The sequence below is a fragment of the Pseudomonas asplenii genome (assembly GCF_001293465.1).
In the GTDB taxonomy this organism is placed as follows: domain Bacteria; phylum Pseudomonadota; class Gammaproteobacteria; order Pseudomonadales; family Pseudomonadaceae; genus Aquipseudomonas; species Aquipseudomonas fuscovaginae_B.
In genome coordinates this window covers 25,422-49,997 of the sequence record NZ_JSYZ01000005.1, presented here as the reverse complement: position 1 = coordinate 49,997, position 24,576 = coordinate 25,422, and the positions used below count along the sequence as shown (strand labels likewise).

Annotated in this window: 24 protein-coding genes and 2 pseudogenes; 13 read left to right on the top strand and 13 right to left on the bottom strand. The window is 59.6% G+C overall.

Annotated elements, in window-relative coordinates; genetic code table 11:
• Nucleotides 1–16: 16 nt before the first annotated feature.
• From PF66_RS08665 to PF66_RS33870, 5 genes are read right to left on the bottom strand one after another with little or no spacing between them, the layout of a single operon-like run.
• Entirely contained in the window at nt 17–1,672 is a 1,656-nt protein-coding gene (locus tag PF66_RS08665; RefSeq protein WP_054059321.1) for a methyl-accepting chemotaxis protein, read from the bottom strand.
• 29 nt (nt 1,673–1,701) lie between these two features.
• A complete protein-coding gene (locus PF66_RS08660) occupies nt 1,702–3,741 on the bottom strand; it encodes a chemotaxis protein CheA (RefSeq protein WP_054059320.1) in 2,040 nt (679 codons plus the stop codon).
• A 41-nt stretch (nt 3,742–3,782) separates the two neighbouring features.
• Nucleotides 3,783–4,070: an STAS domain-containing protein gene (locus PF66_RS08655; RefSeq protein ID WP_054059319.1), complete on the bottom strand. Its 288-nt coding sequence runs from the start codon at nt 4,068–4,070 to the stop codon at nt 3,783–3,785.
• A 24-nt stretch (nt 4,071–4,094) separates the two neighbouring features.
• Nucleotides 4,095–4,463 carry a response regulator gene (locus tag PF66_RS08650; RefSeq protein WP_054059318.1) on the bottom strand — a complete coding sequence of 123 codons (369 nt, stop codon included), beginning with the start codon at nt 4,461–4,463 and terminating at the stop codon, nt 4,095–4,097.
• Nucleotides 4,464–4,472: 9 nt separating this feature from the next.
• Nucleotides 4,473–5,138: a methyl-accepting chemotaxis protein gene (locus PF66_RS33870; protein WP_425357889.1), complete on the bottom strand. Its 666-nt coding sequence runs from the start codon at nt 5,136–5,138 to the stop codon at nt 4,473–4,475.
• An 879-nt stretch (nt 5,139–6,017) separates the two neighbouring features.
• On the opposite strand from PF66_RS33870, the gene PF66_RS08635 reads away from it, so the two are divergent.
• Nucleotides 6,018–6,230 (top strand): hypothetical protein, encoded by a 213-nt coding sequence (locus PF66_RS08635; RefSeq protein WP_054062464.1) that lies wholly within the window; start codon nt 6,018–6,020, stop codon nt 6,228–6,230.
• Between the two features lie 152 nt (nt 6,231–6,382).
• On the opposite strand, the gene PF66_RS08630 is transcribed toward PF66_RS08635, so the two are convergent.
• Nucleotides 6,383–7,324: an aromatic alcohol reductase gene (locus PF66_RS08630; RefSeq protein WP_054062463.1), complete on the bottom strand. Its 942-nt coding sequence runs from the start codon at nt 7,322–7,324 to the stop codon at nt 6,383–6,385.
• Nucleotides 7,325–7,421: 97 nt separating this feature from the next.
• Here PF66_RS08630 and PF66_RS08625 point away from each other — a divergent pair, with 97 nt between their 5' ends.
• A complete protein-coding gene (locus tag PF66_RS08625; protein WP_054062462.1) occupies nt 7,422–7,880 on the top strand; it encodes a winged helix-turn-helix transcriptional regulator in 459 nt (152 codons plus the stop codon).
• Between the two features lie 87 nt (nt 7,881–7,967).
• Here the strand turns inward: PF66_RS08625 and PF66_RS08620 are convergent, their stop codons facing one another.
• On the bottom strand, nt 7,968–9,080 hold the full coding sequence (locus PF66_RS08620; protein WP_241494303.1) for a hypothetical protein: 1,113 nt from the start codon (nt 9,078–9,080) through the stop codon (nt 7,968–7,970).
• A gap of 114 nt (nt 9,081–9,194) precedes the next feature.
• Nucleotides 9,195–10,091, bottom strand: coding sequence for an oxidoreductase (locus tag PF66_RS08615; protein ID WP_054059313.1), 897 nt, complete (start codon nt 10,089–10,091; stop codon nt 9,195–9,197).
• Nucleotides 10,092–10,176: 85 nt separating this feature from the next.
• Between PF66_RS08615 and PF66_RS08610 the strand changes: the two genes are divergently transcribed.
• Together PF66_RS08610 and PF66_RS08605 are read left to right on the top strand one after the other, a co-directional pair.
• The gene (locus tag PF66_RS08610) at nt 10,177–11,061 is read left to right on the top strand and encodes a MurR/RpiR family transcriptional regulator (RefSeq protein WP_054062461.1); all 885 of its coding nucleotides are present in this window, start codon (nt 10,177–10,179) and stop codon (nt 11,059–11,061) included.
• Entirely contained in the window at nt 11,061–11,921 is an 861-nt protein-coding gene (locus PF66_RS08605) for a DMT family transporter (protein WP_054062460.1), read from the top strand. Before PF66_RS08610 ends, PF66_RS08605 begins: the two co-directional genes overlap by 1 nt.
• A 36-nt stretch (nt 11,922–11,957) precedes the next feature.
• On the opposite strand, the gene PF66_RS08600 is transcribed toward PF66_RS08605, so the two are convergent.
• Nucleotides 11,958–13,247, bottom strand: coding sequence for an MFS transporter (locus PF66_RS08600; RefSeq protein ID WP_206542423.1), 1,290 nt, complete (start codon nt 13,245–13,247; stop codon nt 11,958–11,960).
• 352 nt (nt 13,248–13,599) lie between these two features.
• Between PF66_RS08600 and PF66_RS08595 the strand changes: the two genes are divergently transcribed.
• The 7 genes from PF66_RS08595 to PF66_RS08565 all read left to right on the top strand — a co-directional run bounded on the left by PF66_RS08595 (nt 13,600) and on the right by PF66_RS08565 (nt 18,885).
• Complete coding sequence (locus PF66_RS08595; protein ID WP_054062458.1) at nt 13,600–15,075, top strand: alkaline phosphatase D family protein; 1,476 nt, start codon at nt 13,600–13,602, stop codon at nt 15,073–15,075.
• A 30-nt stretch (nt 15,076–15,105) separates the two neighbouring features.
• Nucleotides 15,106–15,861 (top strand): hypothetical protein, encoded by a 756-nt coding sequence (locus tag PF66_RS08590; protein WP_152972991.1) that lies wholly within the window; start codon nt 15,106–15,108, stop codon nt 15,859–15,861.
• A gap of 180 nt (nt 15,862–16,041) precedes the next feature.
• Complete coding sequence (locus PF66_RS08585) at nt 16,042–16,959, top strand: ketopantoate reductase family protein (protein ID WP_054062456.1); 918 nt, start codon at nt 16,042–16,044, stop codon at nt 16,957–16,959.
• A 112-nt stretch (nt 16,960–17,071) separates the two neighbouring features.
• A complete protein-coding gene (locus tag PF66_RS08580; RefSeq protein WP_054062455.1) occupies nt 17,072–17,341 on the top strand; it encodes a DNA/RNA non-specific endonuclease in 270 nt (89 codons plus the stop codon).
• 210 nt (nt 17,342–17,551) lie between these two features.
• Entirely contained in the window at nt 17,552–17,782 is a 231-nt protein-coding gene (vapB, locus tag PF66_RS08575) for a type II toxin-antitoxin system VapB family antitoxin (RefSeq protein ID WP_054059308.1), read from the top strand.
• Nucleotides 17,779–18,198 carry a type II toxin-antitoxin system VapC family toxin gene (locus tag PF66_RS08570; protein ID WP_054062454.1) on the top strand — a complete coding sequence of 140 codons (420 nt, stop codon included), beginning with the start codon at nt 17,779–17,781 and terminating at the stop codon, nt 18,196–18,198. The genes vapB and PF66_RS08570 overlap by 4 nt, the downstream gene beginning before the upstream one ends.
• Before the next feature lie 222 nt (nt 18,199–18,420).
• The gene (locus PF66_RS08565; RefSeq protein WP_054062453.1) at nt 18,421–18,885 is read left to right on the top strand and encodes a hypothetical protein; all 465 of its coding nucleotides are present in this window, start codon (nt 18,421–18,423) and stop codon (nt 18,883–18,885) included.
• 151 nt (nt 18,886–19,036) lie between these two features.
• Here the strand turns inward: PF66_RS08565 and PF66_RS08560 are convergent, their stop codons facing one another.
• Nucleotides 19,037–19,336 (bottom strand): hypothetical protein, encoded by a 300-nt coding sequence (locus PF66_RS08560; RefSeq protein ID WP_054059306.1) that lies wholly within the window; start codon nt 19,334–19,336, stop codon nt 19,037–19,039.
• A gap of 308 nt (nt 19,337–19,644) precedes the next feature.
• On the opposite strand from PF66_RS08560, the gene PF66_RS31870 reads away from it, so the two are divergent.
• Nucleotides 19,645–20,501, top strand: a protein-coding gene (locus PF66_RS31870; protein WP_193394195.1) for an IS5 family transposase whose coding sequence is annotated in 2 segments (ribosomal slippage) — nt 19,645–19,999 and nt 19,999–20,501 — 858 coding nt in all. Because the reading frame shifts where the segments join, the coding sequence is not laid out codon by codon here.
• Between the two features lie 772 nt (nt 20,502–21,273).
• On the opposite strand, the gene PF66_RS08550 is transcribed toward PF66_RS31870, so the two are convergent.
• Nucleotides 21,274–21,732, bottom strand: a complete 459-nt coding sequence (locus tag PF66_RS08550; RefSeq protein ID WP_152972990.1) for a hypothetical protein — start codon at nt 21,730–21,732, stop codon at nt 21,274–21,276.
• 346 nt (nt 21,733–22,078) lie between these two features.
• Nucleotides 22,079–22,636, bottom strand: coding sequence for a hypothetical protein (locus tag PF66_RS32645; protein ID WP_152972989.1), 558 nt, complete (start codon nt 22,634–22,636; stop codon nt 22,079–22,081).
• 263 nt (nt 22,637–22,899) lie between these two features.
• Between PF66_RS32645 and PF66_RS08540 the strand changes: the two are divergent.
• A pseudogene (locus PF66_RS08540) lies at nt 22,900–23,211 on the top strand (alginate lyase family protein); the annotation flags it as partial.
• Nucleotides 23,212–23,304: 93 nt separating this feature from the next.
• Here PF66_RS08540 and PF66_RS08535 read toward each other — a convergent pair.
• Nucleotides 23,305–24,409: pseudogene (locus PF66_RS08535) on the bottom strand (IS630 family transposase).
• Nucleotides 24,410–24,576 lie beyond the last annotated feature (167 nt).

Sequence of the window (24,576 nt, the reverse complement as noted above, 5' to 3'; positions counted from 1 at the left end):
GGCCTCGATCCTGCGATCAGAAGCGGGTGAACTCCGATTCGTCCAAGGCTTCGGCCATGTTGTGGGCGAACGCCTTGCGCGGTGCCTGCGCCACTGGCCGCGTAGCCTGGCGGTCGGACACGTGGCCGGGGTTGTCGGGGCTGCGAACCTGAGCGGCCCTGGCGGTGGAATCGAGCACGAAGAAGCTCATGGCCTGCTGCAACTGCTCGGCCTGGCTGCTCATTTCTTCCGCGGTGGCGGCCAACTCCTCGCTGCTCGAGGCGTTCTGCTGGGTGACCTGGTTGAGCTGGGTCATCGCCATGTTGATCTGCGAGACACCGGCGGCCTGTTCCTCGGAGGCGGCGCTGATTTCCTGCACCAGGTCGGAGGTCTTGGTGATCGACGGCACCATTTCATCGAGCAGCTTGCCGGCCTTCTCGGCCATGTCCACGCTGCTGGAGGACAGCTCACCGATCTCCTGGGCGGCCACCTGGCTGCGCTCGGCCAGCTTGCGCACCTCGGCAGCCACCACCGCGAAGCCCTTGCCATGCTCGCCGGCCCGTGCGGCCTCGATGGCGGCATTGAGGGCAAGCAGATTGGTCTGGTAGGCGATGTCATCGATGATGCTGATGCGCTGAGCGATCTTCTTCATCGCCACCACGGTCTGCTGCACCGACTCGCCGCCCTCGGTGGCTTCCTTGGCAGCCTTGCTGGCCATGCCATCGGTGACCTTGGCGTTCTCGGTGTTCTGGTTGATGCTGGCACTCATCTGCTCCACCGAGGCACTGGTTTCCTCGACGCTGGCCGCCTGTTCGCTGGTGGCCTGGCTCATCGATTGCGCGGTGGCGCTGACCTGCTCCGAAGCGCTGGCCAGGTTGTCGGCCGCGTTGCGTACGTCGCCGATGATATGCGCCAGTTTGCCGACCATGTTGCGCATGGCATTGAGTACCATGCCGGTCTCGTCCTTGGCGCCCGGTTCGATATGGGCGTTGAGGTTGCCCTGGGCCAGATGCTCGGCGACAGCCGCGGCATGGCGCAACGGACGCGAGATGATCCGGGCGATGAACAGGGCCAGCCCCAGGCCGACCACCAGCGCCACGATCAGGGCCGCAACGATCGACAGGCGTGAGCTTTCGTACAACGCCGCCCCCTTGTCACCCGCCGATGTGGCGCCGGCGTCGTTGAGCAGGATCATTTTCTCCAGGCGCCCCGTCACCTCGTCAAAATGCACCTTGGACTCGCCGCGCAGCACGCCACGGGCCTGAGCCTCCTCATTCTGCCGGGACAGCTCGAACACTTTCTGACTGCCCGCCAGGTAAGTGGCCCAGGCGCTCTTGACGCTATCGAGAAGCTGACGGTCCTCGTCGTTCGAGACCAGTTTCTCGTAGGTGTCGAGCCTGGTTTCGAACTGCTGGCGCGCCTCGGCGGCTTCGCGTTCCGCCTGGGCCTTTTCCTCGGCCACCTCCGTGGAGATGTGGCGGTTTTCCTTCAGCCGGTAGTTGGCCGCATAAAAGCGCATGCCTGCCGCGGCGCGCATGGAGGGCATCCAGTTGCCCCGGATGTCCTGGGCCGCCTGGTTGACGCTGCCCAGTTGGACGATGGCGAAGGCTCCCATGGCCGCGGTCAGCGCCAGGACCACCAGGAAAGAGCTGATCAGCTTGATTGAAATTTTCAGATTGTAGAACCATTTCATCGGGGAACCTCCATGGAAATGCAAAGACTTCAGCGACCAACGACAGGAGACGACAAAGGTGCCTGGGCCGTACGGGCTTCCAGTTGTACGATCTGGCTGAGCAAGGCCGGTATATCCAGAATCAGGGCCACCGCACCGCTGCCCAGGATGGTCGAGCCGCTGATACCACGCAGTGCGCCAAAGAGCTTGCCCAGGGGTTTGATCACGATCTGGAACTCACCGAGCAACTCGTCCACCACCAGGCCGGCCTTGTGTTCGGCATAGCGCACCACCACCACGTTCTGCCGCCGGGCGGCTGGCCCCTCGTGCCTGAAGTGTTCGCGCAGGTCCACCAGGGGCAACACCTCGCCTCGCAGGTCCAGATAGCCCTGCCTGCGGCTGGATTGGCGCTGGTGCTCATCCAGCTCGACGCATTCCTGGACCATGTCCAGGGGGATCACGTAGGTCGCGTGGTCCAGGCCCACCAGGAAGCCATTGATGATCGCCAGGGTCAGCGGCAGGCGAATGCGCACCACGGTCCCCTCGCCAGGACGACTGTCCAGGTCGACGGTGCCCCGCAGCAGGGTGATATTGCGCTTGACCACATCCATGCCTACGCCGCGCCCGGACAGGTTGGTCACCGCCTCGGCGGTGGAGAAGCCGGCCTCGAAGATCAGGTTGTAGATTTCCTGGTCGGTGAGCACCGCACCGCTGGCGACCAGCCCACGCTCCTGGGCCTTTGCCAGGATGCGCTCGCGGTTCAGGCCGGCGCCGTCGTCGGCGATTTCGATGACGATGCTCCCCGAGTCGTGATAGGCATTGAGGCTCAGGTGGCCCTTGCTCGGCTTGCCGGCCACACGCCGGGCTTCGGCGCTTTCGATACCGTGGTCCATGGCATTGCGCAGCAGGTGCATCAGCGGATCGCCGATTTTCTCCACCACCGTCTTGTCCAGCTCGGTTTCCGCACCGTTGATGATCAGCTCGATGTCCTTGCCCAGTTCCTGGCTGACGTCGCGTACCACGCGCCGGAAGCGGTTGAACGTGTCGCCGATCGGAATCATGCGCAGGTGCAGCGCGCCATCGAGGATTTCCTCCACCAGCCCCGACACGCTCGAAGTGGCCTCCTGCAACGGATCGTTGTTGCAGGAGCGGGCCAGCAGGCTGGCGCCGGCGCTGGCGATCACCAGCTCGCCGACCAGGCTGATCAACTCGTCGAGCTTGTCGGCATTGACCCGCACATAGTTGCCATCCAGGGGTTTGGATTTACTGGCCGCCGGCAGGCGCTGGGGGACGGCAAGCGCGGCTTGCGGCTCAGACAGCGCGACATCCCTGCCAACAGGGTCCCCGGGGGCCTCATCAACCATGAAGATGCGCACTTCGCACTCGTCACGCACGAAGTCGAACACTTCATTGAGGGTGGCATGACTGGCGGCGGTGGAATACAGGTCGATCTCGAAACCCAGGTAGCAGCTCTCCGGATCCCAGCTTTCCAGGGCCGGGATGCCATCGGTCAGGGTTGTCACCTGGGTCATCCGCCCCAGGGTATCGAGGTAGCGCAGGAACGACAGGGGGTCCATGCCATTACGGAACACGTCCACGCCGAAGCGCAAGGAGATGTGCCAGGGCACCTCGTCGTGGGTGCCCGCATCCGCTTCGGCTGCAGCGACTTCAACGTGCTCGACGGCCTCGGCAGGCGCCTGGTAGACACTCAGCGCCGCCCGCAAGGCCGCTTCCCGCTCCAGCGCCGCCGGTTCGAGCGCCTCGCCGCGGTTGGCGACCACCTCGATCAGCTCAAGCATATGGTCGCCGCACTTGAGCAGCAGCGCGATCAGCGCGGCGTCCACGGCCACACTGTCATCGCGCAGGCGATCGAGCACATCCTCGACGATATGGGTAAAGCTGACGATTGGCGTGAGGCCGAACAGGCCGGCAGAGCCCTTGATGGTGTGCGCCGCGCGGAAAATCGCGCCGATGGCATCCTGATCGCCAGGCTCGCTTTCCAGTTGCAGCAGGGATTGCTCCATGGTCTGCAACAGTTCACGCGCCTCCACGATGAAAGTCTGCTGTGCCTGATCGAGATTGATGCTCACCTGGACGTTCCTTGTCGATCGATAAACGGTCGCGGCGCCGGCTACAAGGCGCTGCGGCGACAGAGTTGAAGCGTTTGCATGACCGTCTGACTCTTGCCGGTCAGGCTCAGGGCCGTACCGCCGAGGCCGGCTTCACGCTCGATTACCGCCAGCAACTGCAACCCGGCACCGTCCATTTCGGTGACCTGCGACAGGTCCAGCTCCAGGCGCGGCGCCGCGCCAATCTTCGGCAACAGCACAGACGCCAGCTCGGCGACCGTGTAGATCGTCAGCTCGCCTTCGATGCCGACACGAGCTGTATCGTCGACGATTTCATGGGTGACGGACATGGCAGCCTCCTCACGATCGGAGTGTCAGGGCAGGATCAGTTTGGAAACCGCCGCCAGCATCTGCGCCGGCTGGAACGGTTTGACCACCCAGGCCTTGGCACCGGCGGCCTGGCCTTCGGCCTTCTTCGATTCCTGCGATTCCGTGGTCAGCATGATGATAGGCGTGAACTTGTAGTTGGCCAGTTTCTTCACCTCCTTGACGAAGGTGATGCCGTCCATGTTCGGCATGTTCACGTCACTGATGATCAGGTGCACCTTCTGCCCGGTGAGCTTGCTCAGCGCGTCCTTGCCATCGCTCGCCTCGATCACCTCGTAACCGGCGCCTTTCAGGGCGATTCCAACCACTTGCCGCACACTGCTGGAATCGTCGACCACTAATACGTTCTTCGCCATGATGGGCTCCTAAAAGAAGGTAATGTCTTGTGAAGTCTGCTGAGTGGCGACCGCACCATGATGCGTGCGCCGCTGTTCGTCGGTGGCGTAGGTGGACTCCATGCTCGCCAGCCACTGCCGCACGTCGATGGCCTCGGCCCGTTCCGGCGCCTGGCTGACCTGCTGCAGGTGATCGTGCAAGGCGTTGATGTTGTCGCGCACGTGGCTGAGGATCTGGCTGACCCGGTCCTGGAATTGCAGGTTGACCAGCACATCGGTCAACTCGTCGCGAATCCCGTAGCTTTCCTGCTTGAGCAGGTCGGCGGAGTCGGCCAGGCGCCCGGTGATGTTCTGGAAGCGTTCGAGTACCAGCTGGATGCTCTGTTCGGACTCACCCACCGAATGGCTGTCCTGGTCGGCGCTGCTGGAAGCAGCCTCCACCAATTGGGTGATGGCGTTATTGATGATATCGACCTTGGCCGACATCTGCTGGCCGGTCTCGCTCGACTTGCTCGACAGGTTGCGCACCGCATCGGCCACCACCGCAAAACCTCGGCCGGCCTCACCGGCACGGGCCGCCTCGATCGCGGCATTGAGGGCCAGCAGGTTGGTTTGCGCGGCAATCGCCGCGACATCGGCGGCCATGGTGCGCAATTCGCCGGTATAGGCGGTAAGCCCCCGCACCTGGCCGAGCATCTGGTCCCGGCTGGTCTGGGTGGCCTTGAGCGAATCGATCACCTGGCTCAGTTCGCTGTCGCTGCGGGCCAGTACCTTGAGCGCGCCGTCGGCGGCCTGGCCATCGAGTTCGCCAGCCGCCTGCTGCGAGGCTTGTACCGTTTCCTCCAGGCGCGTGGCGATACCACTGAACCGATTGACCAGGCTGACAATCGCCTCCTCTGTCTGCAGGCGCGAACTTTCCACCTGCTTGGCCCAGATCGGCATGGCCCCCAGCAACACCTCATCCAGCTTCGCCCGCGAAGCCATGAGGTCTTGCTCTGCATTTTTGCTGCCCTGCTCCGCCAGGCCCCGCGCAGTGGAACGACGCAGCACCTCGCGCACCGAGCCGGCACTCCAGGCGCAGGCCCCCAAACCGATCAGCACCAGCACCGCGCAGGCCGCCAGGTTGGCCGGGGACGTTGATTGCAGAAGAATCCAGATAACGGCAGGTATCACCGGGATGAACGCGAACCAGCGAAAACGCGGATGACCAGAAACGGAACCAAGGCTGGACTGAGGTGGGGTCATGAGTTCGATCCTTGAATATCACTGCCGATGCAGACAACATAGAAGTTATCTGCGAGATATGCCTCCACTTTAGCCTTTTCCCTGTACCTTCCGTCTGGTTTATGGCCATTGGACAGCACGGCCGACTGCTCCGGGGCACGGAAGCGAACCTCGTGGCCGCCACGGCCAAGTCCTTGAAAACCTTGTACTGACGCGGTTGTCCGGCAGCCGGTAGCCGACCTGTGGAACGCCCTGTCAGGGCATCCAGCATGGACAAAATGCCAGTAACCGGCCTGAGCCAGGCGGTAGTAGCGTTATGCAGTCAGACATCATCATATGAGGGATCGAAAGATGGCCATGGCACTTCTGGGTGACTCGGACGAGTGGAATCTGAGCTACGAATTCGACGCTGCAGTCCCGGTCTCCGGTATCTATCTCTGCACCGGATGCGGCAAGGAACTGAGCGCCCGCAAGGGTGACCACTTCCCTCCCCGGAACCAGCACCGGCACTCGGACCACAAGGTGGGCGTGCACTGGCGCCTGGTGGTCAAGACCGCCCACTAGCCTGGCGGCTGCTACGGCCTGCGGCCGGGCAGCATGCTTGAGCAGAGCACCCACCGGGAGGCATCGGCAGGCCGGCCGGGTTCTTCGCCAGTGGATTTCGCCATGGGCCTACGCCCTCCTCCGCGGGGACCTCAAGCGACTGGCTATTGCACTCAACGGCCCGCCAGGTTTTCCCGAGCCCACGCCTCGGCGGTGGTGACTCGAATCGACTGCTGCTCGTTGAAAGTGCCCGCTTTGGGCCATGACACGCCCCTGCCCTGGGCGAACACCGCGCGGTACTTCTTGATGTGATGAGTGGGGTCTTTCTCCAACGCCTGAAGCAGGTACGGAACCGTCCACACGTTACGTTTGAATGGGCGTCCCAGTACGTGTTCGAGCAGACTCGCAAGCTCGGCGTACGTCACAGTGTCGCCGGATAGGTAGACGATCTGGTTGCGCAAGCGAGGTTCGAAGAAAACGATTTCCGCTGTCAGCGCACCAATGTCGTCTGGCGTCGTGAGCGTCACACTGTTGGCAAGACTGCCCAGCGCGTTCACCGTGTCGTTTTCGAAGTCGACCACCTCGAATACAGGCTCGAAAAGGAAGCTGGTGAACATGCCCGTCGAGATGATGACCCATTCCGTCTTGTCCTGGGCGCGAAGCAACTCGCGCACATCGAGCTGGGCATCGAACAGGTCCTGCGGGCTGCCCCGGCCGATCACCTCGAAGTCGACGCCAAACTGCCACGGGAAGTAGCGCTTCACGCCGGACTTGAGGGCTGCCGTCGCTAATTTCATCGGGGTTTCCCTACCTGCGACCATGCCGGCGCAGCCGATGACGGTATCGAACCGTGCGAACACTTCAGCCAACTGATCGATTGAATCATTCACCAGGTCTGCGGCGACCATCTGGATGCCCAGGTGCCGAAGCTCATCGATTTCCCGCTTTTTCTCAGCCACCTGGGTGTGGATGGTCGAATCCCTGAGCAGGACGCTGAGGGTGGAGCCGGGTTTACGCTTTGCCACTCGCGCGAGATTGCGCAAAACCGGAAGGCCAAGTTCGCCGGCGCCTAGAACAAGAATGGATTGGGGGGAAAGCTGGGTCACTTCGGTCATGATTTCTCCTGGGACCTGTTGCCTGTAGGATGCGCGAATGCTGCACGATTCAGGCAGCACTCGTAAGAAGGCACACGCGTGATACCAGGGGGGACGAATGACCGATCATGAAACTCTCAGCCGGGCAGAAGCTATCTGCCAGACCCTTAGAGAGGAGGATGACGGCGTCAGGCGGGAAGTCCTCGCTCACGCTGGGAGCCGCTGGTCATTGGGTATCCTGCATGCCTTGGGGGTGTACGGTAAGATGCGCCATGCCGAGCTCAAGAGGCAGATGGCGGGTGTGACTCAGCGAATGTTGACCAAGACGCTACGCGCCATGGAGCGGGACGGTCTGCTGATCCGGCGGGAGTTCGGTGAAATCCCGCCCCGCGTGGAGTATGAGTTGACACCGCTGGGTAGGGGACTGTTGCTGCGTATGTCCCCTATCTGGACTTGGATCGTCGAAAACGTCGAGGATTTCCGCAAGGCGCGTCGCCTTTTCGACAGCCAGGATGGCAAAAAACCTTCATGGCAGGTCCCCACGTCAATGCCATCCGATCCGGAAACATCCGAGTAATCATTTGCGTTACAAGCAACGGCTTACCCTGCCCCCATTTCTGCTCGGCCCGACCATTTGGATCTATGCCCGTGCTGCATAGATGGCTCATGGAGCCGTAACTGGAACAGCTCGATATACAGCTACCTGATCTGAACGTATTGTTTCGTTCAACACGTAGGTCGACCCCGTCTTGATGTTGATTTTCCACTGTTTGTCCGCCATGGACGCTCGTTTGTTAAAGCCCGCTTCGGGCACCTTGTCGAAGCTGTCGTAGCGGTACAGGGTGTACGTCACGCCAGGGCTGAGCCCCGACACCGTGGCGGTCAGGTTGACCCTCGCCGATGCAGGGCGGGTGTTCGAACCGGCGCCCATCACGGGCCTTTCTTCGTTCACGTCGGTGGTCAGACGAACCGGCAGAGTCTGTCCGTCCCGGTCGATGATTCCGGTAATGGCCACAGCATAGTTTTTTCCGCCGCGAGGCAAGGAATACACCGGTCGATTTTCATTATTGGCCTCCTGGCGGCTCGCCTGAAAGGCGCCGAACTTGAAGCGATAAAGATAGGCCGGCGGGCCGTCAGGCGACCAAAGGCCATTATCGCTGAACGTAATGATGTCATCGGCCTGGTAGGTAGCCGACTGGTTGGCTGGCCCTGTGGACGAAACACCGATGACGGGCACGATATGGTCGTACTCATCATCACCTGCCCGTTCATCTCCGGAGACGTCGAATTTGGAAAGATTTTCGTAAACGCCCATGATGACCGGATAGCCCGACAGCACATTACCCTTGATCCATGCCAGGAATTCATTGGCGTTCGGCGTGGTAACGCTGTCCCACTCGACAGACTTCAAGCGCATCTGAGCGGCGGTGGCCCCATCGTTCACGCCCAACAGGAGCTGGCTACCCCGTTTCGATTGGTTGATATTCGGGCTGGCAATTGCACGAGTATCGAACTGGGAAACGTACTGGCCATAGTAGAGCCCGGCGCTGATGAATGCTGTCTCGCCGCAATAGCCATAGTTCGCTGTCCACTGGAGGCGCGGTGGAATGTCGTTCATTGTGGAGCCGTCTTTGGTCGCGCCTGAATCGGCCAGAGCGGGCTGCGTATCCACTGCATGGGCACTTGAGAAAGAAGCATGCAGCGTCAAGACCGCTAACAGGCACAAGGGTCCAGGCCGCACGAATCGGCTCTTCCCGAGCAGGCTGAAGTCAAACATTCCTATCACCTTTACTGGTCTGTGAGGGGGGCTATTGATTCACGCTCCGGGATAAAAATCTGCCGCCTGGTCAAAGGGCGGCAGCATTATCGGCGATCAGCCCGCGCCGCTGGATCAGCCAGGGCCCTCGCTTGCGGCGGCGAGAAGCGGCACCAGGACATCGCTGATGGGCGTCGGAACACCGAGAGCCCGGCCGCGACGCGCAATGACACCGTTGCGGATATCCCATTCGAGTGGCCGACCCGCTTCGCGATCCGTCAGGATGGAGGTGCTCATGTCGGCGGGAGCTGCCTGAAACTTCTCGAGGATGGCCTGTGGCACCTCATCGCCCAGTTCGGCACCCTCGGCGCGTGCCACGGCCAGACACTCCTGCAGATAGTCCAGGGCAAGCCTGGCCATGTCGGGCCGGCTGAACATGCCCAAACGACGGTGCGTGAGCGCCATGAGGCCGGCCGCCGCGTTCTGCATCAGTTTGCGCCACGCCAGAGCCTTGAAATCCGGGGCCAGATCCACCGAGCATCGGGTGCCTTGCAGTACCTGCGCCACCCCGTGGGAGGCCGATGCGTCTGGCAGGCTGATGTGCACGTCGCCACGCAAGCGTACCGAACCATCGGCTTGCGCCTGGGCCGGGAACCACACCACCGCGGGAACGACGCGCGCCTGCGGGCAATGCGGGGTGACGCTCTCCAACTGCTCGATCCCATTCTGCAGGACGCATACGACGGTTTGCGGACCACTCAACGCCGCCAGCCATTGTGCAGCCGCCGCGGTTTGAGTCGCCTTGACCGCGAGAAACACCAGGTCGACCGGTCGATCCATCGGCGCGGGATCCGTCTGCACCGGGCCGGGCACGACGATCAGTCGATCGCCATCGTGCAGCGTCAGGCTGTCGCGGGGCGTACGTCCACACAGCAACGGCGTCCGGCCGACTTCGTGCAGCGCCGCGGCGATCGTGGTGCCGATCGCACCCGGCCCCAGAACAGCGACGGTTGTTTTGATGGTGGGGTTCATTGAAACGCACTCCTTCGAGTCTGAGGCGGAACACCGGTTCATACGGTGATTGTGCTATCAACCCGGCAACTGTAATATATTACGCATGACGAAGGAAAATAGTAACCACATTACAGGCGACGCCGAGCGTTTGGGACAATTGATCGGAAGCATTCAGGCCCGTAGTGGTGGCCTGGCTGCAAGCGAAGCGAAGGTCGTCGCGGTCCTGCTCGCCGATCCCCTGTTCGTCGGGGCCAGCACGACCGCGCAGGTTGCCGCCCGGGCCGGTGTATCGCCGCCGAGCGTGATTCGCGCGGTGCGTGCGATCGGGTTCGGCGGCTTCGCCGAACTGAAGATAGAGATCGCCCGCGCCCGCGGCACCACCAGGTTCTTCGCGCCGCCTGAAGCCCTCGCCGCGGACGCGACGTCGGCCGCCGTGCTGGAGACGTCCATTCGCGCCGGTACCGACGCCCTGACCGCACTCGGCGGGGCCCTCGAACTCGCTGCGCTCGACAAGGCGGTCAATACACTCCTGTCAGGACGACAGGTGATTGCATTCGGCGCCGGCCCCTCCTCCACGGTCGCCGCCGACGCCGTCTTCCGCCTGCGCGCGGTCGGCGTCACGACCATCAGCATTCCGGACTACCTGTCGGCGATGATCGCCACCCGCCTCCTGGGCCCGGGTGATGTCGTCATCGCCGTCAGTTCGACCGGACGCACTTCATCCACGCTCGCCATCGCCGATGCAGCCGCCTCTGCCGGGGCCTCGCTCATTGCCATCACCAACCAGTACGGCACGCCACTGGCGACCCTCGCGGATATCGCGCTGGTGGTCGGCGGAGCACCATTGCCGGCGCAGATTGCCGCAGCGGGAAGCCGGCTGGCCCAACTCGTGGTGATTGACGCGCTGGTCGCGGGCATCGCCCTGCGCGACCCGCAGCGCAGCCGTCGGGCCGAGCGGGCAGGCATCGACCTGCCCGACATCAACTGATGAACGCGGGCACTGTCGCGCTCGTCCTCGTCGCGGCGACAGCCCATGCGCTGTGGAACATCGCCTCCAAATACAAGCGCGAAGACACCTATCTGTTCGTCTGGGCCTATAGCTGCGCCTCGGCGCTGCTCTGCGTGCCGATTGGCATTGCGCTCATGGTCATGGGTGAGCAGGTGTTCGATTGGCGGTTCGTGGTGGGCTGCGCCGTCTCGGCGACATTGCACATCGCCTACTCCCTTATCCTGCAGGCCGGTTACCAGCGCGCAGAGCTGGGGGTGGTCTATTCCGTCGCCCGCGGCACGGGGCCCATGCTGACGATGCTGGTCGCGGTGCTCCTGCTGGGGGAGCGGGTCACCGTGGTCGCGATGTTCGGCGCATTGCTCATCGTCGTGGGTATTCTCGTCGTTGTCGGCAATCTGTTCAGAAGCGCAAACAGCCTGGCGCGGCCGGGGGTGCTCTGGGGAGGAGCGACGGGTGCCACCATTGCCAGTTACACCCTCTGGGACAGCTATTCGGTCACCTCGTGGCACCTGGCGCCGCTGAGCTATTACGCCGGCACACTCCTGCTGCAATGCCTGATGCTGACCCCCGTGGCGCTGCGGCGCCGGCATCGGATCCCTGCCGTCCTGCGTGCCGACGCGGTGCCGATCCTCATCGTCGCCGTGCTCTCGCCGCTGGCCTACGTCCTCGTTCTCACGGCCATGCTGAGCGCGCCGGTGGCCCTTGTCGCGCCTCTGCGCGAGTCGTCCATTGTCATCGGCTCTTTCCTCGCGTACTGGCTCTTTCGCGAGGGTAATCTCACCCGTCGCGTCACCGGGGCGGTGATCGTGCTGGCCGGAATCGTGGCGATCAGCCTGTGAGCAAGGCCCGCCAGGCTTTCTCGGGGCCAGTCCCCTTCAGTCCTGCAAAGACCGCCGGGGGCTGAAGGCATAGGCCAGTCCCCCAACCAGCATCAGCGCTGCCGAAAAGGCAAATATCTCGCTGTAGATCGACGCATCGGGCAGGCCGCGGTGCAGCCCATCGGCGGCAATCAGGCCATAGGCCCATGAGGCAAAAGCCGAACCGAGGAACACAAACCCATTGAGCAGGCCAAGCCCGCGCCCCCTGAGCGAAGGCTTGAGCAGGTTGCGGGCATGGGACATCACCAGTGGATGGAGCACCCCGATCGTCGCCAGCAAGGCCAGCAGGCCCACGTCGGTCATCACCCCAGCCTGCGGCCAGATCACCAGCGCGATCGCGGCGAGGAACGTCATCAGCGTCCAGTTCAAGACGGTTGAGCGCACCGCGTAGCGTTGGACCAACCAGGACATCAGCCCGGCCACACAGAAAGCCCCCACACTCAGAACGGCCAGGGCCAACCCTCGAGAACCGATGTCCAGCTCGAAGACACTGGCCAGGTAGGGGCCTCCCCAGGCGTTCCTGAATGAGGTGCCCGCCGCCATGGCGATGCACATCGGGATGATGGTCCAGAGCGCCGGCATGGCCAGCAGGCTCAGACTGGCCCGGAGCATTTCCGTCGGGCTCTCGCTGTGCTCCCGGGCTTGCCCCCGGTCCTGTACGCTTCGCCATACGCTCAGGGTGACGACGGCAAAGACCAGGGCCGCGATCGCCATCGATAAGCGCCATCCGATGCCCTGTATGAGCCAGCCCAGGGGGGCCGTGGCACACAGCGCGCCCAGCATGCCGAGCGCATTGGTACGGCTGACGAACGGAACATAACGATCAGGCGGCAGAACCTCGGCCGCGTAGTGCATCAGCCCCATGAAGATGGGGGCGCAGGCAAGCCCCAATCCGGCCTGCGCCACCATGGCGGTGAGGCCGCCAGGCGCACAGACAAACAGCACGGCGCTGAGCACCCCAAGGGTCATCAACAGTCGTGTGGGCCCTCCTACACCATAGCGATCAAAGGCTATGCCGACAGGGATCTGCGCAAACCCGAAGGCGAGAAAGAAGCAGGATGACAGCAGGCCGAACCCCGCCGGCGAGAGGTCCAGATCCGCCTGGATTTCAGGGGCCATGACGCCGAGGCAGGTACGGAAGAACTGGCTCAGCAGCAGCGCGCACGTCAGAGCCGTCAAACCACGTGTAGAGGCTGTGTTGTTCATCACCACCTGGCTATCGCCCCCCGGCATCGACCTGGCACACGCAAACGACGCGGTGAAGTTCTTGATATCAATCGTGCCCAAAACCCCATGTTATCAGGTGAAGGCGAACAGACAGAGCCAGGTGATCGTATTGACCTCAACTCGCCTACCGACTGGAAACGCTGCCCCCACGCCGACGAATTCAGCAGTGCGCACCGCAGCGTGCCGACAGACGGCCAGCCCCCAACGAAAAGACATGAACTAGATTCAACGCTACAGACGACGGGCTAACGCCCTTGCCGGTTACCAAGCCAACTTGCCAGGGAGGGTAAGCATGTCTTCGACTCCATACGACCCCAGCCGGCAGTCGCGCCCTCACCCCGAGCCTGGGCCAGCCCTGTTTTCGTCGTCTCCCATCAACCGCATCCGGGCCTTTTGGCCGTAGGAGGAAAGGATGTCCCGGCTGATGGCGCGCCCCCTGCTCGCCCCTCCTGATGAAATCAGGCTGTGGGTGGGACTGTTCGACACGACTCACCCGCCCAAGGTCAGCTTCCAGCTGGACGGAGCCCCCTGGCAGCCGACAGAGACCCAAGGGCTATTCCCTATTCGTGATGGCGCCCAGGTGAATCATCAGGGCATCTTCAGCTTCACCGCCCTGGGCCCGGGCATCGAACACCGCATTCGGGTAGAGGCTGGCAACGTGGCCGCCCCCTATTTCCTGCGTGTGCGCTCATTACCGGACAAGGTCCCCTCGGCTCCCCATGGCTCGTTCAAGATCCTGCTGACGTCGTGCTATTGCGTCGGCACCGACCCGGTGGATGTGGGTCGTTTCATTCAACGCCTTCCGCAGCAGCCGGACATGTCCCTGTTCGCCGGTGACCAGGTCTACCTCGACCAGCCACCACTGGACGACATGCCCTCCACAGCAGCCTGCCTACGCAGCGACATTTCTGCCAAGTACAGACGTAACTGGCTGTCGGAGCTCAGCGGCCAGAGTGGTTTGCAGCAGGCCCTGAGCAAGGCCCCGGCCGTGTGCCTGCCGGACGACCACGAGTATTGGAACAACTATCCGTGGGAGCAATTCTGGAAAAAAGGCACCCAACACGCCCCAACCCCTACCGGTCTGAACTTCTGGGACGACGCTGCTCGAGAGCTGTACCAGGATTACCAACAAGGCGGCTCACCCAACAACCATCGGACCTGGACGAGACTGGACATAGAGCCGCTGTGCATGCTGTTCATCGATACCCGCAGCCATCGCCAGCTCGACTTCGACAGCCCCGTGGGCCTGATGACCGAGCAGACCGAACAGGCCCTCAGGGACTGGGAACAGCAACTGATCGACCACAAGAAAGCCGGCACACCCCACATAGGGCTGCTGGCCACCGGGCAAACCCTGTTCTGCGAACCGGCACGGTTCGGCAAATTGATGGACGCCGAACTGCCGAACTATCAGCAACAGTTCGCCGTACTGATGAAGGTGCTCGAAAACCTGGCCGAATACGGCATCCAGGTGGTGTTCCTCACTGGCGACGTGCACTGGAGTCGGGTTGCCCAAGCGGTACATACCCGTACCGGCAGGACCACGCTGACCGAAGTCATCTGTTCCCCAAGCAGCCTGTGCGTAACGCCGGTGCTGGACCAGTGGGCCAGCCTCAAGGATGAAGTCAGGGGTATCTTCGGCCCCCACAAGGCCTGGTTTCGTCATGCCGCACCTGAAGCGCCAGCCGCGACCATTGGCGCGCAAAAGCAGTTCAAGCCCAGAGACAACGAGGACGACAAGCACAATCGCTGGAGCGGGAACCAGGTCGCCATTGTCGAATTTTCCCGCTGGGGCAGTGGCGTTCAGATGAAGGTCACCTATCACCCCATCACCTCCCCGGTCTCTCCCCCGACGACGACCCGCCCTTTCACCTTGCTCAATACCTGAGTAGCCTCGCCAGGAAGGTGTCCCATGCCCATGAAGTTCAACAAGGTAGCCAATCCCAATCCCGACTTCGTCGAGCAGCAGCGTCCGGCCAGAGAAAACAATATCGACTGGCTGGCACGCGCCATCGCCGCACTGGGTGGGGACGCACCACTCGAGCAATCCTACATCCTGCTGTTGGGTGCCAACGACACCTTGTCCTGGAGGCTGCGTATCGGCCAATCGCACCTGCGCTTCGACCTGCTACCGTCGTACTGGTCGTCCGCCGTGTTATTGAAACTTCATCAGCGCTCGCTGAAGGAATCGACCGTCATCCACGTGCCGCTGTTCCAGCCTGCCGATGGCCTGTTCGCCACCGAGCGCAACGGCGTCGTGGAAACCCCATTGTCCGAGTTTGGCAACACCCGCAAGTGGAAAAACATTGCACTGATTACCTTTCCGGTGCCACAGGAAACGGTGCTCAGCCAACTGCTGCTGTTTGAAAAGGGGCGCAGCTATATCGATGCCCTGGAGCACGTACTGCGCTGGCTGGCATTTGCCTGGGGCGTCGCCCGTACGCCCAACCCCATTCACGATGGGGTCGGGCTGCCATCGGCCTGCATGCTGGAAACCCTGTTTGCCTCTGCTGGCCTTGATATCACGCCGGGACTGGAGTCACGGGCCTCCAGCCCGGAGGCGATTTGGGCGACAGCCCTGTACTGGTATGAGCACTACACGACGAACCGTCTTCCCACACCCAAGGGGCGCTTCTTCACTCCTCACGATTACGAGATCAAGGATGGCAGGTGAAGTGCCTGGGAGGTGCAGGCCTCGGCCAGCCATTGTCCTACCCTGCTGGCCACTCACGATTAGATGATGAGTGAACTTTAATCCGGTTGACCCTCAGTCACCCATCATCTAAAGTCATTTACGGGCATATACCCGCATAATGAAAATTCATCCGTTTCAGCTGATTCGCGGAGACCGTCGGTGCGCATATTGATCGTAGGAGCCGGGGCTACCGGTGGTTTTTTCGGGGCACTGCTGGCCAAGGCAGGCAGAGATGTGACGTTCCTGGTGCGTGCGCAGCGTGCCTCTCAGCTTCAGGAGAATGGCCTGCGTGTAGTGACCCCCTCCGGAACGATTGAAATCCAGCCTCAACTGGTCACGGTAGACCAGATCAAGGCACCTTACGACGTCATCGTCGTGGCCGTGAAGGCCTACATGCTGGCGTCTGCCTTGACGGACATGGCCGGTGCCGTAGGCCCATCCACCGTCATCCTGCCGCTGTTGAACGGGATGCGGCACATGGACCTGATCGCCGAGCGCTTCGGGGCTGACCGGCTGCTCGGGTGCCTTTGCAAAGTGGCGACCAGCCTGGATGAACAAGGGCAAATCGTTCAGCAGGGCACCTTCAGCAACATGGCCTACGGCGAGCTGGATGGAAGCAGTTCCGAGCGGCTACGCCAGGTTCATCAACTCTTCGACCAGGCCGGTTTTGAAGCCAGAACCTCCCCTGCCATCCTTCGGGAAATGTGGGAGAAATGGACCTTGCTGGCCGCGATGGGCAGCATCAACTGCCTGATGCGAGGCAGCATTGGCGAGGTCGTGGCGGCCCGAGGCGGACTTGAGTTCGCGACACGCATTATCGATGAGGTCGTCGCTATCGTTCGCGTCGTTGGAGAAGCGCCCAGCGAGGGATTCCTGGCTGAGGCCCGGCGCATCCTGACCTTGAAAGACTCCCCACAGACCTCCTCGATGTACCGGGACCTGGTCGCCGGCCGCACGATAGAAGCCGATCAGATCATCGGCGATTTGCTGGCCCGTGGGTCCGCCGCCGGTGTGGCGACGCCGACGTTGGCGCTGGTTTACGCAAACCTGGATGTTTACCAGCGGCGGCTCTGTTGATTTCAGTGCAACCTGGTTGGAATGCTCTTGAGCTCACGCAGAGGACGTACTGTTCTTTCTTGCAAGGCACCTACGCCAGCAGCCTTGGGTTCGTCTTTGGTGTTTGCATTGCATGACCAGCACGCTGTACGAACGCCACATCGACACCCTTCCCAGCACCACCAAGCAGCATCCCATCCCCAGCGGCTACTGGAAGATCATCTTCACCGCCAGCACGCCAACCGAGGAGACCTTTGCGGCCTTCATCATGGACCAGGACACCCCTCGTGCGGCCAGCTTCTGCAGCTACCAAGTCACCGTTGAGGAGATCGAGCAGCGGTCTGGTCTGAAATGCCGGCGGCCGAGCAGGCAGCGCGCAAACCTGTTCGTGGACAGTTGGTGAAGGACATCGGCTGCTAATAACGGCATGGGGCTTGGTCATCTTCACCTTGACCCTGCCTTGCCTTGGCAACAACACGCTCTGCTTGAGCGTCGATCAGGCAACGATTCGCTGAGCGTTCGAATTGGCGCCTCAATTGAACATATGCCTTGCATATGCCTAACCAAAGCACTAAATTATGCATAGGTTGAACATATGCAGGAGTCGTCAGACATGCGTACCGTTTCTATTTTCAAAAATGGCAAGAACCAGGCCGTTCGCCTACCCGCCGATATGGCCTACGAGGGCGTGGGTGAGCTTGAAATTTCTCGTGAGGGTGACGTCATCACTCTGCGCCCTGTGCGGCCGTCCTGGTCGTCTTTTTCTGAAGTGGCAAAGGCTGATGCTGACTTTCTGCAAGAGCGCCCAGCTGTAATCGGGGATGAAGGCAGGTTCAATCTGTGACCACCTACATGCTCGATACCTGTATCTGCTCGTTCATCATGCGGGAACAGCCGGCGTCGGTCATACAGCGTCTGACGACCGAAGTTGAACGAGGCAATCGGATTGTCATTTCCGCCATTACGTATGCAGAAATGCGCTATGGGCAGATCGGCAAAAAGGCATCGGCCAAGCATAAGCAACTGGTCGACGAGTTTGTGAAACGCCTTGATGCGGTCTTGGCCTGGGATCAGAGCGCGGTGGATGCGACGATAGAGGTGAAACTCAAGCTTACCGAGTCAGGTACGCCCATCGGACCCAATGACACAGCCATCGCTGGGCATGCCATTGCTTCTGGCTGCAAGCTGGTGACGAACAACGTGCGCGAATTCAGTCGTGTTGCTGGACTTGATTACGAAGATTGGGTAGAGACTTCGTAAGGTCCAAGGGGTGGTCAACTGCTCGACCCAATCTTCAAGCCCAAAACATAGGCATGGTAGCGATGTCAGTCTACCAACCGTTCTCAGTCAAACCCCAAGCGCCCCGCGAGGTTGAACAACGCCTTATCGAGGCCCTTGTCAGCGATCATCCCGATCTGCACCTGATCAGCCACTTGAACCGCAGTGATTGATAGACGCTTATTTCAAAAGGAATCTGTCCCAATGCTTCACTCCATCAGTGCCACTCGTCATCAGGCAAAATTTTCTCGCAGTGCCTGCGCCTGGCTGATGGTCGATGGCATTGGCATCGAACAGTGGGCCGCCCAGCACCTGAATTACGAACTGGCGGCAATGCTTGGGCTGTCGCTAATTTGGTTACTGGAGGAAGAGGAGCAAGAGCTGGCCAAACGCCGCTTCGCTCCGGGTGAGGACGGCACCTCGACACTGGTACCCCTTCTCGTCTGCGCGGATGACATGGATTTCGACTGCACGGTGCTCATGGTTGAGCAGGTCGTCGCAAATGACGTCGTCACCTGGGCACGGTTTGGGCTGAGTGTTTCAGATGGGCTTGAAGTCGGAGCGCAAACACGGTGGATGGTGGACTGCCAGCCGGTGTCATTTGCCCTTTCGGATTTTCAGCAAGCGCTTGAGGACTTCGAAGTAATCCTCTCCAATCCAACCACCTGAGGGTTGGATGCGTCCAGTCCAGTGGGCACCGGCGGACGGGAACTGGGACCGGGAACTGCGGGAACTGCGGGAACTGGGACTGCGGGAACTGGGACGGATTTATTTTCTAGGACTGAGAAAATAAATCTGTCGCCGCCTCCGGTGAGCTTTTCTATCCAATTGATTTCATCGAAGCTAGAAGCAGAAGTTCTTCCAACCGATCAGGCGTGGCTTCGGCTTTTTGGCGTGGAAGGTTCACGTCCAGCACGTCGACGAGCGCATTGAGCCACTCTCTGGATTTTTGGGAGACCTTGGCGTTTGTTGGCAAGTAGTTATCGACAACATCCCACTTCTGCACTGGCCAATCGACCAGTGCAGCGATCAGGCCGTCTCTCAGGTCCTGGAATTGTTGGTAGGTGTCATTGGGTGCTTGGCTAAGGGCTGCTTTCATTGGGTTGAGGCGCTGTGGCATGATCGATCCTTGACGAGTTCAAGGCTTAACGCTACTACGATCAAATGGAGTTTCGCCACAGGCATTCCATTCACGGAAGTTTTTCATCGTCCATTACCCCGCATCCTGTAATCCCGCAGACGGCGGAGAGCGGCTAATGGGTGTCAGCGTTTTCCATCAGCCTCGAAGGCCTGTCGATCAGCTTCGAGCAGCACCTACAATGAGGCTGATGCTTAGGCTCTGTCTGAAATCCCAAGAAACTGAAATGTGACTCCAGAACAGCCTGGGCTCTGTACAGTCGCCGACCATCTACGGAAAGGAATTCTGTGATGGCAAAGCGTTATGAGCTCTCGGATGAAGCGTGGGCGGTGGTCGCCGATCTCTTTACGGCAGCTCACGTCAGGGGCCGGCCCCGCAGCAGTGATCGCTTGATGCTCGATGGTGTGCTCTGGGTACTTTGTTCAGGAGCAGCCTGGCGAGATATGCCCGAGCGTTTCGGGTCTTGGGCGACGGTCTATCACCGCTTCCGAGTCTGGCGAAACCGCGGAACATTCGATCAGATGCTCAGACGATTGCACCTCAGACTTAATGACAAAGGCTTGATCGACCCCCGCACCTGGATGATCGATTCGACCGCTGTTAGAGCAACCCGTGCTTCATCTGGAGCGCGGAAAAAAGGGGGGCTGACGAGCCTACCGATCACGCTCTAGGCCGCAGTCGTGGCGGCCTGACAACCAAAATCCACATGCTCTGCGACGCCAACGGGATACCGTTGCGCTTTCTCCTCTCTGGCGGTCAAGCCAGTGACACCAGCTACGCACAACCAATGTTGGACGGAGTCAGCATTCCATCGAGCCAACGTGGGCGCCCGCGCAAGCGCTGTAAATGGCTGCTTGCCGATAAGGGCTACGACGCCGAAGCGCTACGCCGCTACTGCGACCAATATCGAATGCAACCCGTCATCCCACTGCGTTCGATGAAGCGCAAGCCCAAGCCTGGCTTACCCAGACTGTTCGACCGGCCCAAATACCGACAGCGCAACATCATCGAACGCATGTTTGGCTGGCTGAAAGAGAACCGCCGAATCGTCACGCGCTTCGACAAGCTCGCAAAAAGTTATGCAGCGATGGTCTCGCTGGCTTGTGTCTTGCGGTGTATGCGACGGCTTTTTTCAGACAGAGCCTAGGAACGCTTACTGAAACGGGTTCTCACGCCCGATCGCTGATTGGGCAGCGATGGACGAACTAATTAACCAGTTTCGGCAGGCGCAAGGCGAAAGGATTTTCCAGGAAACTTCAGGCATTGAAAAGCGAATTGTCCTGGAAGCAGCTTTTCCAAGCACAAATAAAAAGCCCCGTAGACGCTAATCTACGGGGCTTTTGATATAGTGGAGGCCGAGGTCGGAATCGAACCATAACCTAAGCCATTGAAAAATATTGATATTTTTAGTTCGATAATTTTTCCTACCTCTATGAGTACCCTGAAGAGTAATTCATCTGGATTCAAGGCGTGGCGCTAGCCCCAACCTGTCTGAGAAAAGATTAAGACAAGACCAGCTTTCGATGATTTGTTTGTCAATGGTTGCAAACTGGAGAGGAAACGAGACCCGAAACAAGCCGCTATCTCCCTGAAAAACTTCAAGGTTTTAGATCACAGGGGAGCGGTTTTGTACTTGATTGTGTACTTGGTCAGCATGAGAGGCAAGCCAGGCGCGACCTGACAATGTGTCGAGTTGCGTCACTGGCCCAAGCCGTCTGCCAACCATTCAGGGATGTCCCGCGCTCCCTGCCTTGCGCTGGCTGCCTCGCCTACGTTTTTAGAGGTACCCATAAGGGGACGACCAAACCGGTGCCCAATGCTATCTTTGGGCGCAGCACTGCGCGAAGCAGTACTGGCCCTAAGACTTGCTCATATCGATAAAACACCGGTACAGATGTCCTTCTCGACCTCACACATTGCTAGGCTGGCACCTTGTCTCGTACGATTAGCATCGAATGATAAACATAGCCATCGCCCTTAATCTCACTATCGTATTGCTTTCCGCTGAGCTTATCGTAGGTGACAATAATTTCGTATTTATCATTTTCGACGCTGAGCTGGTCAATTTTATTGACCCCCTCATTGGTATCATAATATTGTTCCAAATCGCTCTGCTTCTGGGCAATCGCATTTAATGAATTAGTTCCCACAAAGGGAATATCGAACATACAGGCAAATTCAGCACCAACACTCCCCCCACCTGTTTCACGCAAAGACAAGTTCATTGCCAAGCCAATCCCCGTGACGGTACTATCGCTTTCAGAACGAATAGGAGAAGCACTGTACCACTTACCCAGCCCTTTCATATCTCGATAGCCCGGAATTAAAAACTCCTTCTTGGCATCTGTACCACCGTGCCCCATGTAGGGGGCAGACACCAGCAACTCCTTGGACGTGAGATTATAGATAGTGACTGTATGCTTAGTATCGTGCATTATGAGATACATAATTATCATTGCCGCAAGCACTAGCAACGCCCCCCACCCTGCTGCCCCCACTGCCCCCTCTTCCAGAGTCACAAATGCACTGCGCCATCCAGTGCCAGCAGCTGAAGCGCACCGCCCTAGCAACCCGTCAAACTGACGATTGATAAGCCCTGAAAGTAAGGTTTTTAGAAATCTAAAAGATGCATGCGCAGCACCTTTCAATACAGCCCCAACTACCTTCCAGAAGCTAACTACGGCCTTCTTCAGTGCAGTTTTAAAAGCCTGCCCCCCACATAACTCAATACCTCTTGCAAAAACACAGGACCAAGAACCCCCCAGCAAGGCTCATTGCAAATGTCGTACACGCCTTCGCCGTTCCATTCACACCAAAATTGAATAGAATATGCATGTCGACAAAGTAACGCTTACCATCGATTTCAGTGAGCGCCCCATCAGTCCCATCAAGATTCTTGCTGAATTTGAATTTGTGCTTTTTTCTAGCTTCAACTTCTTCAGGAGTAGCTTCTACCAACTTAAACGAGTCATAAATACTGTTTTCAGAAATATGAACATGATGTACTTCTCCGTCGACAGTCGTAGCAGCGACCAGCCATACATCGCCATCGTCCTGGGGCACCTCCTGAAAATCACTGATATCCATCTCGGAAAGGCGACGCATGAACGCACCTTGACGTGCTTGCTGACGGGCCATCTCAGATGTTTTCTGCCCTCCAAACATGCCTTTTCCCAAAAGGCCCTGCACAGTTTCTTCGACGAAGTTAGAACTAAAGTTAGTAAAACCCACTTTCTGGGCTGGATCGAACTTTACATCTTCGACTGAGAATAAGCTGGTCATGCTGAACTCCGTATTCGGCATACGACACATAATAGAAGGCTGGACTCAATGTCAGGCCATATGAATGGCTGTAGCAGTATTTCGCACCCAAGGATACGCAGATGACAACCATCGATAGCAGATTGACATCAAAACGATGTCATCCGCAACCGTCACGGCCCAAGTTCGACCGTAAGCGTCCGCCCAACTCACCTTGCGTAAGTCAGGCCGATACCCACTGATGCGGCAGCAGTTGCCCGATCTCACTGGCCCGCTGTGTCGGCAACCGCGTCCTCAAAGGCATGGAATACATTGCCAAGTACATCCTGGGGCAGGACGTGCCCTATACCCCCTACAGCAACAGCGACGTGACCCAGAACGTGATTGCGGCCAAAGGCCGCGGCGAGGTCCGCCCTGTCTGGGAGCTTTTCTACAACCACTACGTGGTACTCAAGGGCCTCAAGGCGCCCTACGTCACGGCAGCCGCCCAAAAGGTTCGGCCAGAGGGCGGGGGCGGCAACTACGGCCCCAACAGCGGTGGGTATGACCAACTGGGCTACGGCACCTTGACCTTTACGCTCAAAGCGAAACCATGAAGCCATGAAGCCACGTGCTCGTCATCCCCTGGCCGGTGACGAGCACACGACTGACACCCTGCTCGATTCACGGGAAAGAGATTCAGCCCCCAACTAGTGTGGTGTCTCGGAATTAGTTTTAATTATTTTTTCAGCCGCACGCTCAACTTTGGCCAGGATCGTATCGGCGCTTTTATGCCAGACAAAAGGCTTTGGATCTGCATTGTGCCGGTCGATATAGTCCCGAATTGAACGCTCGAGATCAGCCACGCTGACATGGGCGCCTCGCCTGATCCATTGCTCGGTAATCTGACTGAAAAAGCGTTCAACCAGGTTCAGCCAGGACGCCGAGGTGGGAGTGAAATGCACGTGAAAACGAGGCCGGGAAGCAAACCAGGCACGTACCTTTACGGTTTTATGAGTTCCGTAGTTATCCATGATCAGGTGGACGTCCAGATCCTTCGCAACCGAAGCCTCGATTGTATTGAGGAACGACAGGAATTCTTCGCTTCGATGGCGGCGCGTCAACTGGCTGATGACCCTGCCGCTAGCCACATCCAGCGCTGCGAATAGCGAGGTAGTGCCGTGACGCTTATAGTCGTGCGTACGCGTAGACGCATGGCCGAACGTCAGGGGTAAGCCGGGTTGTGTGCGATTAAGGGCCTGAATCTGGCTTTTCTCATCCACACTCAGCACCAATGCGCAGTCAGGCGGTGAGAGATAGAGACCTACGACATCACGGACCTTGTCGACGAAAAACGGATCGCTCGACAGCTTGAAGGTGGATTGCAAGTGAGGTTTCAGGCCGAAAGCGCTCCAGATCCGTTGCACTGTAGCGGGCGATACGCCCGTTGCAGCACTCATGCTGCGCACGCTCCACTGTGTGGCATTCTCGGGCAGGCTTTGAAGCGCCCGGTTGACAACGTTTTGCACCTGCTCATCCGAAACGGTACGTGGACGGCCCGGGCGGGCTGCATCTATCAGGCCGTCAAACCGGTACGCCTCAAATCGGCGGCACCATTTTGAAACCGTTTGAACAGTCGTGTGCAGACGCTCTGCAATGGTTGCACCACGCTCTCCGTCGGCACATGCCAAAACAATCTGTATCCGCATCTTTTCATCAGCAGGCGGCCTTTCGGATGGCCAAGCGGGCAAGTAACTCCGCCCGCTCCTCTGGCGTAATGATCAGCTTCCTGGGAGGGCGACCTGTTCTGGGCATGTATGGCTTCCATCAAGCGATAGCCACAAGAGTACCAGAAATCGATTTTATTAAAATTATATTTGAGACACCACACTAGGCAACTCGGCGCAGCCAAGGTAATAGAGAGAAGATGCTTTGGCATGACTAATTGACCGAGGCCGGTGTCTGCCCGTCGGCTCCAGCCA

Coding starts and splice junctions, on each gene's coding strand:
- PF66_RS08665 (WP_054059321.1), bottom strand. CDS start 1,672: ATGAAATGGTTCTACAATCTGAAAATTTCAATCAAGCTGATCAGCTCT.
- PF66_RS08655 (WP_054059319.1), bottom strand. CDS start 4,070: ATGTCCGTCACCCATGAAATCGTCGACGATACAGCTCGTGTCGGCATC.
- PF66_RS08650 (WP_054059318.1), bottom strand. CDS start 4,463: ATGGCGAAGAACGTATTAGTGGTCGACGATTCCAGCAGTGTGCGGCAA.
- PF66_RS33870 (WP_425357889.1), bottom strand. CDS start 5,138: ATGCTCGGCCAGGTGCGGGGGCTTACCGCCTATACCGGCGAATTGCGC.
- PF66_RS08635 (WP_054062464.1), top strand. CDS start 6,018: ATGGCCATGGCACTTCTGGGTGACTCGGACGAGTGGAATCTGAGCTAC.
- PF66_RS08630 (WP_054062463.1), bottom strand. CDS start 7,324: ATGACCGAAGTGACCCAGCTTTCCCCCCAATCCATTCTTGTTCTAGGC.
- PF66_RS08625 (WP_054062462.1), top strand. CDS start 7,422: ATGACCGATCATGAAACTCTCAGCCGGGCAGAAGCTATCTGCCAGACC.
- PF66_RS08620 (WP_241494303.1), bottom strand. CDS start 9,080: ATGTTTGACTTCAGCCTGCTCGGGAAGAGCCGATTCGTGCGGCCTGGA.
- PF66_RS08615 (WP_054059313.1), bottom strand. CDS start 10,091: ATGAACCCCACCATCAAAACAACCGTCGCTGTTCTGGGGCCGGGTGCG.
- PF66_RS08610 (WP_054062461.1), top strand. CDS start 10,177: ATGACGAAGGAAAATAGTAACCACATTACAGGCGACGCCGAGCGTTTG.
- PF66_RS08605 (WP_054062460.1), top strand. CDS start 11,061: ATGAACGCGGGCACTGTCGCGCTCGTCCTCGTCGCGGCGACAGCCCAT.
- PF66_RS08595 (WP_054062458.1), top strand. CDS start 13,600: ATGTCCCGGCTGATGGCGCGCCCCCTGCTCGCCCCTCCTGATGAAATC.
- PF66_RS08590 (WP_152972991.1), top strand. CDS start 15,106: ATGAAGTTCAACAAGGTAGCCAATCCCAATCCCGACTTCGTCGAGCAG.
- PF66_RS08580 (WP_054062455.1), top strand. CDS start 17,072: ATGACCAGCACGCTGTACGAACGCCACATCGACACCCTTCCCAGCACC.
- vapB (WP_054059308.1), top strand. CDS start 17,552: ATGCGTACCGTTTCTATTTTCAAAAATGGCAAGAACCAGGCCGTTCGC.
- PF66_RS08565 (WP_054062453.1), top strand. CDS start 18,421: ATGCTTCACTCCATCAGTGCCACTCGTCATCAGGCAAAATTTTCTCGC.
- PF66_RS08560 (WP_054059306.1), bottom strand. CDS start 19,336: ATGCCACAGCGCCTCAACCCAATGAAAGCAGCCCTTAGCCAAGCACCC.
- PF66_RS32645 (WP_152972989.1), bottom strand. CDS start 22,636: ATGACCAGCTTATTCTCAGTCGAAGATGTAAAGTTCGATCCAGCCCAG.